This window comes from Roseateles albus (genome assembly GCF_028595345.1).
Classification (GTDB): Bacteria; Pseudomonadota; Gammaproteobacteria; order Burkholderiales; family Burkholderiaceae_C; genus Paucibacter_A; species Paucibacter_A albus.
In genome coordinates this window covers 157,199-169,715 of sequence record NZ_JAQQXT010000008.1, presented here as the reverse complement: position 1 = coordinate 169,715, position 12,517 = coordinate 157,199, and the positions used below count along the sequence as shown (strand labels likewise).

General features: G+C 61.6%; 14 protein-coding genes. 2 read left to right on the top strand and 12 right to left on the bottom strand.

Translation table 11 applies throughout. The annotated features are described in order from the left end of the window. Positions 1–4: 4 nt before the first annotated feature. The 3 genes from PRZ03_RS14415 to PRZ03_RS14405 are packed head-to-tail and all read right to left on the bottom strand — an operon-like array spanning position 5 to position 2,916. Positions 5–1,285, bottom strand: a complete 1,281-nt coding sequence (locus tag PRZ03_RS14415) for a TRAP transporter large permease (RefSeq protein ID WP_263531640.1) — start codon at positions 1,283–1,285, stop codon at positions 5–7. After that, on the bottom strand, positions 1,282–1,845 hold the full coding sequence (locus PRZ03_RS14410; RefSeq protein WP_273600942.1) for a TRAP transporter small permease: 564 nt from the start codon (positions 1,843–1,845) through the stop codon (positions 1,282–1,284). Before PRZ03_RS14410 ends, PRZ03_RS14415 begins: the two co-directional genes overlap by 4 nt. Positions 1,846–1,878: 33 nt before the next feature. Next, positions 1,879–2,916 (bottom strand): TRAP transporter substrate-binding protein, encoded by a 1,038-nt coding sequence (locus PRZ03_RS14405; protein WP_263531638.1) that lies wholly within the window; start codon positions 2,914–2,916, stop codon positions 1,879–1,881. A 151-nt stretch (positions 2,917–3,067) separates the two neighbouring features. On the opposite strand from PRZ03_RS14405, the gene PRZ03_RS14400 reads away from it, so the two are divergent. Together PRZ03_RS14400 and PRZ03_RS14395 are read left to right on the top strand one after the other, a co-directional pair. After that, a complete protein-coding gene (locus PRZ03_RS14400) occupies positions 3,068–5,077 on the top strand; it encodes a two-component system sensor histidine kinase NtrB (RefSeq protein ID WP_273600941.1) in 2,010 nt (669 codons plus the stop codon). After that, the gene (locus PRZ03_RS14395) at positions 5,070–5,681 is read left to right on the top strand and encodes a response regulator transcription factor (RefSeq protein ID WP_273600940.1); all 612 of its coding nucleotides are present in this window, start codon (positions 5,070–5,072) and stop codon (positions 5,679–5,681) included. The genes PRZ03_RS14400 and PRZ03_RS14395 overlap by 8 nt, the downstream gene beginning before the upstream one ends. 11 nt (positions 5,682–5,692) lie before the next feature. Here PRZ03_RS14395 and nagZ read toward each other — a convergent pair whose 3' ends face one another. From nagZ to lepB, 9 genes are read right to left on the bottom strand one after another with little or no spacing between them, the layout of a single operon-like run. Next, positions 5,693–6,775 (bottom strand): beta-N-acetylhexosaminidase, encoded by a 1,083-nt coding sequence (gene nagZ, locus PRZ03_RS14390; protein ID WP_273600939.1) that lies wholly within the window; start codon positions 6,773–6,775, stop codon positions 5,693–5,695. A 3-nt stretch (positions 6,776–6,778) separates the two neighbouring features. Next, the gene (gene acpS / locus PRZ03_RS14385; RefSeq protein WP_273600938.1) at positions 6,779–7,174 is read right to left on the bottom strand and encodes a holo-ACP synthase; all 396 of its coding nucleotides are present in this window, start codon (positions 7,172–7,174) and stop codon (positions 6,779–6,781) included. After that, the gene (locus PRZ03_RS14380; protein WP_273600937.1) at positions 7,171–7,695 is read right to left on the bottom strand and encodes a GNAT family N-acetyltransferase; all 525 of its coding nucleotides are present in this window, start codon (positions 7,693–7,695) and stop codon (positions 7,171–7,173) included. The genes acpS and PRZ03_RS14380 overlap by 4 nt, the downstream gene beginning before the upstream one ends. Positions 7,696–7,735: 40 nt before the next feature. Further along, entirely contained in the window at positions 7,736–8,527 is a 792-nt protein-coding gene (locus tag PRZ03_RS14375; protein WP_263531632.1) for a pyridoxine 5'-phosphate synthase, read from the bottom strand. 16 nt (positions 8,528–8,543) lie between these two features. Continuing rightward, positions 8,544–9,332: a DNA repair protein RecO gene (recO, locus tag PRZ03_RS14370; RefSeq protein ID WP_409993968.1), complete on the bottom strand. Its 789-nt coding sequence runs from the start codon at positions 9,330–9,332 to the stop codon at positions 8,544–8,546. A gap of 35 nt (positions 9,333–9,367) precedes the next feature. Further along, positions 9,368–10,336, bottom strand: coding sequence for a GTPase Era (gene era, locus PRZ03_RS14365; RefSeq protein ID WP_273600934.1), 969 nt, complete (start codon positions 10,334–10,336; stop codon positions 9,368–9,370). A 28-nt stretch (positions 10,337–10,364) separates the two neighbouring features. Then, entirely contained in the window at positions 10,365–11,069 is a 705-nt protein-coding gene (rnc, locus tag PRZ03_RS14360; RefSeq protein ID WP_273600933.1) for a ribonuclease III, read from the bottom strand. 17 nt (positions 11,070–11,086) lie between these two features. Next, positions 11,087–11,500: a DUF4845 domain-containing protein gene (locus PRZ03_RS14355; protein ID WP_338109611.1), complete on the bottom strand. Its 414-nt coding sequence runs from the start codon at positions 11,498–11,500 to the stop codon at positions 11,087–11,089. A 38-nt stretch (positions 11,501–11,538) separates the two neighbouring features. Continuing rightward, the gene (lepB, locus tag PRZ03_RS14350; RefSeq protein ID WP_263531628.1) at positions 11,539–12,513 is read right to left on the bottom strand and encodes a signal peptidase I; all 975 of its coding nucleotides are present in this window, start codon (positions 12,511–12,513) and stop codon (positions 11,539–11,541) included. Positions 12,514–12,517 lie beyond the last annotated feature (4 nt).

Sequence of the window (12,517 nt, the reverse complement as noted above, 5' to 3'; positions counted from 1 at the left end):
GCCCTTACTTCATCAACAGATGCGGCAGCCACAGCGAGATGGCCGGCACATAGGTGACCACGCCGAGGAAGATCAGCATTGTCAGCAACCACGGCCACACCGCCACCGTCAACTCCGAGATACCCATCTTGGTGATGCCCGAGGCCACATACAGGTTCAGCCCCACCGGTGGGTGGCACATGCCGACCTCCATATTGACGATGATCAGGATGCCGAAGTGCACCGGGTCAATGCCTAACTTGATGGCCACCGGGAACAAGATAGGCGCCAGGATCAGGATGATAGAGCTGGGCTCCATCACATTGCCGGCCAAAAGCAGCAAGATATTGACGACCAGCAAGAAGGCAACCGGACCAAAGCCCTGGCCGATCAGCCAGTCGGCCATCGCCTGCGGGATGTTTTCGCTGGTCATCAAGAAGCTGAACAGCACCGCATTGGTGATGATGTAGAGCAGCATCGCGCTCATGCTGGCCGAGTCGAGCAAGACCTTGGCAACACGCTTGAGCGGCAAGTCCTTGTAGATGAACACGGCCACGATGAAGGCATAGACCGCTGCCATCGCCGCCGCTTCGGTCGGCGTGAAGATGCCGCTGTAGATGCCGCCCATCACGACGACGATCAGCAGCAGGCCCCAGACGCTTTCACGGAAGGCCGCCCAGCGCTCACCCCAAGTTGCTTTGTCCAAGCGCGGGTAATTGTTCTTGCGCGCGATGAACCAGGTCGTCGCACCCAAGGCCGTGGCCAGCATCAGGCCCGGCACCACACCGGCGATGAACATCGCGCCCACCGAGGTGCTGGTTGAGACCGAATACATCACCATCGCGATCGAGGGCGGAATCAAGATGCCCAGCGAACCCGAAGTGGTGATGATGCCGGCGCCAAAGCGCTTGGGGAAGCCCTGCTTGACCATGGCCGGCAGGATCACCGAGCCGATCGCCACCACCGTGGCAGGTGATGAGCCCGACACTGCCGCAAACAGCGCGCAAGCCGCCACACCAGCAAGACCAAGCCCGCCATGCCAATGGCCGATCATGGACGAGGCGAAGCGGATCATCCGCCGCGCCACGCCGCCGTGGGTGAGGAAGTTGCCGGCCAGGATGAAGAAGGGGATCGCCATGATCTCGAACTTCTCGATGCCGGTGAACAGCTTCAAGGCAACCGACTGGATCGGCACATCGGTGAGCGTGAACAAAAAGGTCAGCACCGTCAGGCCGAGCGAAATGCTGATCGGCATGCCGGTCAGCATCAGCACGATCAAGAGGACAAAGATGATGGCGGCGTTCATGCTTTTGCACCCACTTCTGTTTCTGTCTCAAGGCCTTCGACATGACCGTGGTCATGGTGCGGCAATTCACCCGTTTTGCTATAGCTCCAGGCCACTTGCAAGAAGCGATAGCACATCAGCGATGAGCCCAGAGGCACACACAGATACACCCACCACATCGGGATCTCCAGATCGGCGGAGGTCTGATCGGTCTGCGCGATATGCCAGACAAAATTGCCGCCCAGCGCCGCCACCGTGCCGGTGAACAAGGCGCCGGCCAGCAAGCCGAACAAGACCAGATATTGCTGCGGCTTGCCGCTTAACTTGCGCAGCACCACGTCCACGCCAACGTGGATGCCGGTGCGCACCCCGTAAGCGGCGCCGAACTTAGCCATCCACACAAACATGAAGATGCAGAGCTCTTGCGCCCAGCTGAGGTTGATCTGCACCGTGTAGTCCTGGATCACCGGGATACCGGAGACATAACGGTGTACGACGGCGACAAAGATGACCAAGGTGGCCGCGCCGATGAGGAAGGCAATCAGCCACTCCTCCAAATGATTGAGCAGGCGATTGATCATCGTTGCATGCCTCTGGTTCTCTTTTTTCTATGCTTACTTCGGTGCGACGAAACCTGCCGCCTTGTAAACCGCTGCAATCGTGGCCTTGCCGACGCGCGATTCCATCTCCTTGTGCACCGGCATCAAGGCCTTCTTCCACTCATTCGATTCGGCATCGGTCAGGGTGTAGATCGTGGTCTTGCCACTGGCCTTGATCTTGTCGAGCGCCACAGCGTTCTCGGTCTGGGCGATTGCATTCGCGTAGATGGAGGCGTCCTTCATCGCCACCTCAAGCATGCCGCGCACATCAGCCGGCAGACCGTCCCAGAACTTCTTGTTGACGATCACCGCATAGGCCAGATGGCCATGGTTGGATATGGAGATGTGCTTTTGCACTTCGAAAATACGCTGGGTATAGAAGTTAGACGGTACGCCTTCGGTGCCGTCCACCACGCCCGACTGCAGCGCCTGATACAGCTCGCTGAAGGCCATCACTTGCGGGATCGCGCCGAGCGCGCGCATCTGCGCGTCCAGCACCTTGCTGGACTGGATACGCATCTTCAAGCCTTTGAAATCGGCCACCGCATGCAGCGGCTTGTTGGCGCTCATGATGTGGAAGCCGTTGTCCCAATAGGCCAAGCCCTTGATGCCCTTGGGCTCCAGCTTGCTGAACAAATCAGCTCCCACGGGGCCATCGGTGACGGCGCGGAAGGCGGCCGTGTCCTTGAAGATGAAGGGCAGATCGAAGACCTCGAAGTCCTTCACGCCCAGCGGACCGAACTTGGCCAGCGAAGGTGCAAGCATCTGCACCGATCCCAGTTGCAAGGCTTCGAGCTCTTCCTTGTCCTTGTAGAGCTGGCTGTTCGGGTAAAGCTCGACCTTGACCTTGCCGGCGCTGCGCTGCTCGACCAGCTCCTTGAAGCGCTGCGCGCCCTTGCCCTTGGGGGTGTCGGGGGCCACCACATGGCTGAACTTGATCACGATGGGAGTCTGCGCCTGCGCCCAAACGGGCAGAGCCACGGTCAAGGCGGTCAGCGTGCTCAGCAGCAAGCGGCGGGCGAAGAAGGGGGTTTGAACTTGGGGCTTATTCATTTCGGTCTCCAAAGCATGGCACTGATGAAATTGGGATTGGCCACTGTGCGCAGATTGTGAAAGCTCAGGCGCCGGCCGGGTAGTTGTGGAGTTCCACATTTAAGCGCCTCGCTCAGCCCGCAGCACAGAGCTGGCACTTAGACTTTGCGTCATGCCCAGCCAACAAGCCCCTGCCGCCGCAAGCCCATCAGATATCAGCAAACGCTCGCTGATGCGCGCTTGGCTATGGGCGCTGCCCTTGCTGCTATCGCTGGGCTTTGTGCTGGGCGTGCTGGTTTGGGCGCGCAATAACGAAGCAGAAGAGCGGGCCTTGCAGCGCCAGACCATGATCTCAGATGCGCTCAGCACCGAGGCCCAGTTGCGCGCCAAGCTCGATGACGAGCTCGGCCATCTGCGCGAATTGGCCGCCAGGCTGCAGGGTCACAAGCCCAGCGCAGAGAGCCTGGCGGCCCAGCCCGAGCTGAATGCAGGTCTGCGCCGGCTCTGGCTATCGGTGACTTGGTTAGACCTGCGCAACCGCGTCCAGGCGCAGCTGCCGGCAGCTGCCGAAGGCCAGCGGCCGATTGAGGAGGATGGGCTGTCCTTGCACCTGACGGCCCCGGTGGGCAAAGATGGTGCCGAAGGCATGCTGGTAGTGCGTTATTCACCGGCCCTGCTGCTCAAGCGCGGCGTGCCATGGTGGCTGAGCCACAAATACGATATTCAGATGGTGGACAGTGCTGACCAAGTGATTGCCTCCAGTACCGAGGGCAGCGTGCGCTTGGCCCAAGGGCCGCGCCCCAGCTACCGCGTCAGCTTCCCGGGCCCCTTGCGCGCCAGCCCGCTGAGCGAGACAACGCTCAGTGACGCCGCCTTGGAGCTGACGCTGCGTGATCCGCCAAGCATCTCGACGCGGCCGCTGGCCTTGGTCTTGACCGCCGGCTTCTTGCCGCTGATTGCAGGGGCCAGCTGGCTGCTGCGCCGCCAAGTGCGGCAGATCACCAGGACCGAAGCCGCCTGGCGTACCGAAGCCGCTTGGCGCCGAGCCATGGAGGACTCGGCCCTGGTCGGCCTGCGTGCGCGTGATGCGGATGGCCGACTGCTCTATGTCAACCGGACCTTTTGCGACATGGTGGGATTCAGCGCGGAGAGCCTGTTGGGCCTGCGCCCGCCCATGCCTTATTGGCCACCCGATGCCCTAGAAGAACTGACGGCCCGCAACAGACTGAATCTGGCAGGCCATGCCCCCCGCGAAGGCTTCGAGGCGCGCTGGCGGCATGCCGATGGGCGCACGCTGGAGGTCAAGGTGTTCGAGTCGCCGCTGGTCGATGCGGCGGGCAAGCAGATCGGCTGGATGGGCTCCATCATCGACATCACCAATGCCAAGCGGCTTGAAGAAGGCGAGCGCCGCCAGGTCGAAGCCATGAGCCACAACGCCCGGCTGACCATGCTGGGTGAAGTAGCGTCCACGCTGGCGCATGAGTTGAATCAGCCCCTGACGGCGATTGCCAGCTACAACGCAGGCATCACCAACTCGCTCGCCAAGCTCGGCATCGACGACGAGGCGGTACTCGGTGCGCTGCAACGTCTCGGACAACAAGCGGCCCAGGCCGGTCGCATCGTGCAGCGGATCAGACAATTCTTGACCCGGCGCGAGCCGCAGCGCGAGGCTTGCGACCTGCAGCAGGTGATCACCGACGCGGTGGCCCTGCTGGGCCGCGAGCTCAGGCGCACCCAGGTGCAGGTGGAACTGCAGTTAGCTGAAAGCTTGCCGCCCCTGTTTGCCGACGCCGTGTTGATCGAGCAGGTCGTCATCAACCTGGTGCGCAACGCAGCCGACGCGCTGCAGGCCAAGGCGCAAGACCGGCGCATCATCGTTTGCTGCGGCCGCTCGGACGTTTCTTCTTCGGCTCCGCAGACCGAATACTTGCGTGTTGATGTGAGCGACAACGGCCCAGGGCTCGCCGGGCGCGACGCCCAGACCTTGTTCGCACCTTTTTACTCGACCAAACGCGAGGGCATGGGCATGGGCCTGGCGATTTGCCGCTCCATCATCGAGGCCCACCAAGGCCTGCTCGAGGCCGGCGAATCAAGCAGCGGAGGCGCGCGCTTCTCATTCAGCCTCCCCTTGCATGAACAGGCCCGCGACGCCCTCAACAGCGGAGAATCCAACCATGACTAAGCCCCATATCTATTTGGTTGATGACGACCCAGCGGTGCGCGACGCCTTGGCCTTCTTGCTCGCCTCACGCGGCCTGCAGGTGCTCAGCTTCGATGGCGGCCCGGCCTTGTTGGCGAGCTTGGATGCCAAGAGCCCAGCCGCACCACATGGGGTCTTTTTGCTGGACGTACGGATGGAGCCGATGTCCGGCACCAAGCTGCATGACGAATTGCTCGCGCGGGGCCTGCGCAACCCGGTGCTTTTCTTGACCGGCCATGGCGACATCCCCATGGTGGTGGAGGCGCTCAAAAAAGGTGCGTTCGACTTCCTCGAAAAGCCCTATAGCGACAACGCGCTGGCCGACCGCCTGGAGCAGGCCCTCGCAGTCGATGCGGCAATGCGCGTCGAAGGCGCGCATGCCGGCGAGCGCCATGCCCGCCTGGCCAGCCTGACCGAGCGCGAACGCGAGGTGATGGGCCGGGTCGCAGCCGGCAGACTCAACAAGGTGATCGCCGATGAGCTGAATGTCTCGGTGCGCACCATCGAGGTCCACCGCGCCCGCGTGTTTGCCAAGTTAGGCGTGCGCTCGGCGGCCGAGGTGGCGACCTTGCTGGCGCAGGGCTGAGGTTTGCGGCTTTAGCTGAGGCTCACCAAGGCCTGGTGATAGGCCGGCTCATGCATCAATTCGTCCCAGGTCAGCGGCGCAGTTTGTGGCAGCAGGCCTGCGCGCCGGGCTTCGCTCTCAGCGCTAGGCAACCAGCTTCCTGAAGCCTGTGCCTGGCCCAGGTCGGCCAGCACTTCATCCAAGGCACTGCCCTCGTCGACGCCGGATTGGTTGCACAGCAAGACCATGTCACAGCCGGCCTGCAAGGCGGCCAGCGCGGCTTGCGTGAAGCCGATGGACTGGCCGTCCAGCACACGGGCGCCGGCCATGCCGAGATCGTCGCTGAAGATCGCGCCGCCAAAACCCAATCGTTCACGCAGAATCTCCTGCAACCAGCGCTCGCTGAAACCGGCCGGCCTGGCATCGACCTTGGGGTAGATCACATGCGCCGGCATCACCGCGCCCATGCTCATGACCAGCCATTCAAACGGTTTCACATCCTCGGCCATGATGGCCTTGAGGCTACGCTTGTCGACCGGCACGTCCACATGGGAGTCGGCCTTGACGAAACCATGGCCGGGAAAATGCTTGGCGCAGGCCTGCATGCCGGCCAGCAAGAGGCCATGCATCAAGCTCTTGGCCAGCAGCGCGACCACGCGCGGGTCGCGATGGAAGCTGCGGTCGCCGATCACCGAACTGGCGCCATAGTCGAGGTCAAGCACCGGCGCAAACGAGAAATCCACGCCGCAGGCGCGCAGTTCGCTGGCCAGCACATAACCGGCTGCAGTTGCGGCAGCGGTGGCGCGCATCGCGTCTTCCATCCACAACTCGCCCAAGGAACGCATCGACGGTAGATGGGTGAAGCCGTCGGTCTGGAAACGCTGGACGCGGCCACCTTCATGGTCAACCGCAATCAAGACGTCGGGGCGGATCGCCTTGATCTGCGCCGTCAACGATGTCAGCTGGGCGCGACTTTCGAAGTTGTGCGCAAACAGGATCAGGCCGCCGACCAACGGATGCTTGAGCCGGCGCCTGTCGTCGCTGTCCAGCGCCAGCCCAGCGATATCGAGCACCAGCGGTGCGTGGATGGATGAGGCCTTGTCGGCTGTCGTCATTTTTTAGTCCTTGCTTTCAACAATTACAAAAGTGCTGGCGTAGTCGGTCTCGTCACTGACCGAAACATGGGCTTTAAGCCCCTTGCTCTCAAACCAGCGCGCTAACTCGCCATGCAAACGGATCTCGGGCTTGCCGCTGGCGGCGTTGACAATCTCGCAGTCGAGCCAAGTCATCGGCATGCGCATGCCTGTACCGATCGCCTTGGAGAAGGCCTCCTTGGCCGAGAAACGGGTGGCCAGATAGCTGACACCGCGGGCGGCCACCTTGGCACTGCGAGCGCGGAACACCACCAACTCCTGCGGGCCCAAAACCTTCTCCGCGAAGCGCTCGCCGCGCCGCGCCAAGGTGTCGCGGATGCGGCGGACGTCGCAGATGTCGGTACCAATGCCGTAAATCATTCCAAACGCTCCAGGGCAGGCCAGCCCAGCACCTCGTTGCGGTGCTGCTCGCCTCCCAACTCGAACCAGGTTTCGCCCCAATAGGCTGCACCTTCGCGGCGATAAAAACGCAGCGCATCTTCATTGCCGACCCAGGCACTCAGCCACAAGGGCTGCTCGGGCCACTCTTGCCGGCATTGACGCAGCAGGCGAGCACCCAAGCCCTGGCCCTGGCTGCGCGGCGAGACATAAAGCCGCTTCAATTCAACCGCCGGGCCACCCGCATCAACAGGGCAAGGCGAGGCATCATCGAGCTGAGCCCAGGTCAACAAGGTATCGCCCCGCTCCACCAGCCAATGGCGGCCAAGGTCCAAGGCTTGGCGCAATGCTTGCTCGTCGAATTCCCGCCTCAGATAGTCCGCCACATCGCCGTTGACGCCGTCAATGGCATAGCGGTCCAGCCAGACCCAGCGCGCCAGCGCGGCGATGCGCAAGGCATCTTCGGGCCGGGCGCGGCGCATCAAAACTTCAGCAGTCGTCACCGCTCAATGCTCCGCTCAATGTTCCGCTCAAAAGCGCCGCTCACAGCGCTGCATAGGCGCGCTGGATGCAGCGCTGATAGTCGCGCACCGTCTCCGTATAGCCAAGCTCCAAGGCATCAGCCACCAGCGCATGGCCGATCGAGACCTCTTGCACACCGGGCACGGCGCGCAGAAAAGCCGTCAGGTTGTCGCGGTTCAAATCATGTCCGGCGTTCAGTCCCAGGCCGAGTGCGAGCGCGGCTTCAGCGGTGCGCGTGAAGCCGGCCAAAACCTCGGCCTGACGCTCGCTGCCAAAAGCGCTGGCGTAGGTCTCCGTGTAGAGCTCGACCCGCTCGGCGCCAAGTTCGGCTACATAGGCCATGGCCTCGGGCAATGGGTCCATGAACAAGCTGACCCGCACACCGCAGGCACTAGCCTCCGCGACCAAGGGGCGCAGACGATCCATATCTGCCGGGAATTGCCAGCCATGGTCGGACGTGAATTGGTCCTCGCTATCGGGCACAAAGGTCACTTGATGGGGCCGCAGTTCACGGACAAAGTCCATCAGATTCTGGGTCGGGTTGCCCTCGATATTGAACTCGGCTTGAGGCCAGGCCTTCATCAGCGCCGCCAACTCATGCACGTCCTGCGTGCGGATATGGCGCGCATCGGGGCGCGGGTGCACGGTGATGCCTTGCGCACCGGCCAACAGACAAGCCTCGGCCGCACGCAGCACGCTGGGGATGCCCAGATGCCGGGTATTGCGCAGCAGCGCGACCTTGTTGACATTGACCGACAAGGCGCAGCGCGCGCTGTGCGTGCGGGAGGACTCGGGAGCGACAAGTGGGTTCATGGGGCTAATCTATCTATCAATCAAGAAGTTTTTGCAAGTCCTGCATGACCTGGCGGGTGCGCAGCGGCCGCTGCCCGAGATGATAGTGAAGCAGGCCACGCAAGGTCGTTCGCAGGGCCGGCAGCACAGGGCTACAGGCCTGCTGCAGGGCCGCCATGCTGCCATGCAAGAGGGCTGCTTGCAGCTGCACCAAGGCCAAGCCACTGAAAGCCGGCGCATCAGCCTGCGGCGGCAGCACCCCAGCTTCGGCATTCAACATATATTGCCGGTCCAAATCCAGCGGCTGCTGTGTCAGGGTCGACAAACTCAGATCAGGCAGCAGGCCAATTTCCCGCAATAGTCGCAGCTCAAACGCTCGCAGCGCCGCCTGTGACTGAGCGTCTTCATTGGCGTGCAAAGCCGGCAGCGTGGCGGCATAAGCATCAAACAAAGCGGTATGCGGATCCTGGCGCGCCAGCAGCTTGAGCAGCAACTCATTCAGGTAGTAGCCAGAAAACAGCGCCGCGCCGGCCGGCATGGTGGAGCCACCCGCCCATTCGGCGCCGCGCAGTGTGACCACCTCAGGCCCTGGCGCGTCACCGATGCCTTCTGCCGATTTGACCGGTTTGGACAGGCTGACCTGGATGCGCTGAAACGGCAGCAGCACCGCACGCATTTGCGAATAAGGCCGCTTCGCCCCCTTGGCGACCACGGCAATGCGGCCCTGCTCGCGCGTAAACAGATCGAGGATCAGGCTGGACTCGCTCCAGTCGTAATGGTGCAGCACAAAAGCCTGCTGGATCGCGGGTGCGCGCGCGCCGCGAATTGCCATAGCCTTGAATCTCGATCGAAGCTTAGAACTTACTCGTAGCCGTAGGTGCGCACGCGCTCTTCGGTGTCGGCCCAGCCCGAACGGACCTTGACCCATAACTCCAGGAACACGCGGCCCTGCATCAAATGCTCAAGCTCTTGACGCGCTTCGGAGCCGATGCGCTTGAGGCGCTCGCCGCCCGAGCCAATGATCATGCCCTTGTGCGCGTCGCGCTCGACCACGATGGAGGCCGATATGCGGCGCAGCTCGCCCTCGTCTTCCCATTTATCGATGACAACAGTGGACGTATAGGGCAGCTCATCGCCGGTCAGGCGGAACAGCTTTTCGCGGATGATTTCGCTGGCCAGGAACTTCTCCGAGCGGTCGGTCAGTGCATCTTCCTCATAGAACCAGCCCTGCTCGGGCAGATAAGGTTTGAGGATCTTGAACAGCCGTGTGACGTCGGACTCTTTCTTGGCCGACAAAGGCACGAACTCGGCAAAGTTGCGGCGCTCGGCCATGCTCTTGAGCCACGGCGCCAGCTCGGCCCGGCGCTGCACAGCGTCGAGTTTGTTGGCGATCATCACGACCGGCTTGTCTTCGGGCAAGAGCGACAACACCTTGGCGTCATCGAGGCCAAAGCGCCCTGCTTCCAGCACATACAGCACCAGATCGACGTCACCCAGCACGCTGTGCACAGTGCGGTTCAGCGTGCGATTGAGCGCTGCGTTATGTTTCATCTGGAAGCCAGGCGTGTCGACAAAGACAAACTGGGCTTCTTCGATGGTGCGCACGCCGGTGATGCGATGGCGCGTGGTTTGAGCCTTGTCAGACGTGATGCTGACTTTTTGGCCCACCAAGGCATTCAGCAGCGTCGACTTGCCGACATTGGGCCGGCCGACGATGGCGATCAGACCGCATCGCTTTGGGATAGCCGGGTCCAGCGTTGAAACATCAGGGCCGGCTGGCAGCTCAGCCACCGGGGTTTCATCGGTCGGTTGGCGGGTGTTTTCGTTCATGGTGTGGGCGGTGGTGAGACCGGCTCCTTCAGTCGCGCAAGCCAGCGTTTGGTTTGTCGCGGGCAATCAATTCGTCGAGTAAGCGACGGGCGGCGTTCTGTTCGGCAATGCGCCGCGAACGACCCTCGCCGCGCTTGGAAATCTTCAGGGCAGGCACCGCGCATTCGATCTCGAAGGTCTGCGCATGAGCTTGGCCGCGGGTTTCGGTAATGGTATAGCTCGGCACCGCCATTCGGCGCGCTTGCAACCATTCTTGCAAGGCTGTTTTTGCATCTTTGGCCCAGTTATCCATCACCGAACCATCAATCAACTCGCCCAACAGGCGGCGCACCACCTCATGCGCTGGCGCGTAGCCTGCATCCAGGAACACCGCGCCGATCAAGGCCTCGGTGGCGTCAGCCAAGATAGAGGGCCGCTGCGCGCCGCCGCCCTTGGCTTCGCCTTCACTGATGCGCAGCACCTTGGGCAACTCCAAGCTGAGTGCCAAACGGTGCAAGCTCTCCTCACGGACCAAGTGGGCGCGCACGCGGGTCAAATCGCCTTCGTCTGATGCGCCAAAGCGCTCATACAGCAAGGCGGACACCGCCAAGCTGAGCACGGCGTCACCCAAGAATTCGAGACGCTCGTTGTGATCGGCACTGAAACTGCGGTGCGTGACTGCCCGAGTCAGAAGCTCGGGCTGCTTGAAACTGTAGCCGAGCCTTTGCTGCAGGGAAGCAAGCTGCGGACTCATGAAAACAAGCCTCGCATTTAGCGCGAGCGCCCTTCGTACTTGATCAACAAGTACACCGGGCCGCCCAGCTCGATCTGCTTGTCGTAAGCAAAGCTGATTTGCAATTTGTCGTTTTCTTTGCTGATCACCAGATCTTTGGAGTTGATGCTGGTGATCGAATACTCGACTTGCTGAGCCTTATCAAAGTCGGCCCGTACCGCCGGCACCGTGGCCGGGTTGGAGGCCGCGATGCGGTCCACCGTTCTTTGAATGGTGTAGAACTCAAGCACGGTCGGAAACACGCGTGCGCCCACCACACCGACAAAGGCCAGCAGCACGCCCCAGAACAAGAGGCCCAGCAGGCTGACGCCGCGCTGTCCATGGCATTGCCCACGCATTTGCCCACTCAGCTTCAAGTTATGCCGGGCCCTGACAAATCCGGTCTGACGCATGGCTTGCTTCCTCAGATGATGGTGTTGGCAAATCAAGTTCAATTGAAGGCGCCAATGCGCTTGAGGTTACCGAAATTCATCCAAACAAAAAAGGCCTTGCCGACAATGTTTTCGTCGGGCACAAAACCCCAGAAGCGTGAATCGCCGGAATTGTCACGGTTATCACCGACCAAGTAGTAATGGCCGGCCGGGATCTTGCAGCTCACACCTTCCGGGCTGTACTTGCAATTCTCCTGGAAGGGGAAGGGGCCGCCGGCTCGGTTGGGGCTGAACAGCGGCGAGCGCTGCGGATCCACCAGCAACTGATGCTCTTTCTCGCCCAGCTTCTCGGTAAAACGCGGCCGATAGGTCATCGAACTTTCGTCATAAAAGTCGCCTTGCGCCTGCACCGGCACCAACTCGCCGTTCACATACAGGCGTTGATTCAAATAACTGACCTGATCACCGGGCAGTCCGACCACGCGCTTGATGTAGTCGATGCTGGTGTCACCGGGCCAGCGGAATACCATCACGTCACCCCGCTTGACGTCATTGTTAGCGATGATCTTTTTATTGATCACCGGCAAACGAATGCCGTAATGGAACTTGTTGACCAGAATCAAATCACCCACCAGCAGCGTAGGCACCATCGAGCCGGACGGAATCTTGAAGGGCTCAAACAAGAAGGAGCGCAGCAAAAAGACCACCAAAATCACCGGGAACAAGCCCGCCGTCCAGTCCAACCACCAGGGCTGCCGCAGAATTTCCTGACGGGCTACTTCGACGTCACCGTCAACCCGTTTGATGCCTTGGGCGGCCAGGGTCTGGCGGCGCTGAGCGTCGGCTTCCAGCAATTGCGCCGCCGCGCGGGCCCGCTTGGGCTCGAAGTGAAAACGCTCGGCCAGCCAAAAGCACAGCGTGACCATCGTCAGCACGAACAGCAAGAAGGAAAAGTTACCGCTCCAGAAGCCGGTGTACCAGCCTCCCAGATAGGCGGCGAGCAAGGCGTAAAGAATTCCGGTCAGAGCACTCATCAAT

What these genes read in the sequence shown, in the direction of transcription:
- PRZ03_RS14375 (WP_263531632.1), bottom strand. Translation starts at nt 8,527, where the DNA reads ATGAACCCACTTGTCGCTCCCGAGTCCTCCCGCACGCACAGCGCGCGC.
- PRZ03_RS14395 (WP_273600940.1), top strand. Translation starts at nt 5,070, where the DNA reads ATGACTAAGCCCCATATCTATTTGGTTGATGACGACCCAGCGGTGCGC.
- nagZ (WP_273600939.1), bottom strand. Translation starts at nt 6,775, where the DNA reads ATGACGACAGCCGACAAGGCCTCATCCATCCACGCACCGCTGGTGCTC.
- PRZ03_RS14415 (WP_263531640.1), bottom strand. Translation starts at nt 1,285, where the DNA reads ATGAACGCCGCCATCATCTTTGTCCTCTTGATCGTGCTGATGCTGACC.
- era (WP_273600934.1), bottom strand. Translation starts at nt 10,336, where the DNA reads ATGAACGAAAACACCCGCCAACCGACCGATGAAACCCCGGTGGCTGAG.
- PRZ03_RS14405 (WP_263531638.1), bottom strand. Translation starts at nt 2,916, where the DNA reads ATGAATAAGCCCCAAGTTCAAACCCCCTTCTTCGCCCGCCGCTTGCTG.
- lepB (WP_263531628.1), bottom strand. Translation starts at nt 12,513, where the DNA reads ATGAGTGCTCTGACCGGAATTCTTTACGCCTTGCTCGCCGCCTATCTG.
- rnc (WP_273600933.1), bottom strand. Translation starts at nt 11,069, where the DNA reads ATGAGTCCGCAGCTTGCTTCCCTGCAGCAAAGGCTCGGCTACAGTTTC.
- acpS (WP_273600938.1), bottom strand. Translation starts at nt 7,174, where the DNA reads ATGATTTACGGCATTGGTACCGACATCTGCGACGTCCGCCGCATCCGC.
- PRZ03_RS14400 (WP_273600941.1), top strand. Translation starts at nt 3,068, where the DNA reads ATGCCCAGCCAACAAGCCCCTGCCGCCGCAAGCCCATCAGATATCAGC.
- PRZ03_RS14355 (WP_338109611.1), bottom strand. Translation starts at nt 11,500, where the DNA reads ATGCGTCAGACCGGATTTGTCAGGGCCCGGCATAACTTGAAGCTGAGT.
- PRZ03_RS14410 (WP_273600942.1), bottom strand. Translation starts at nt 1,845, where the DNA reads ATGATCAATCGCCTGCTCAATCATTTGGAGGAGTGGCTGATTGCCTTC.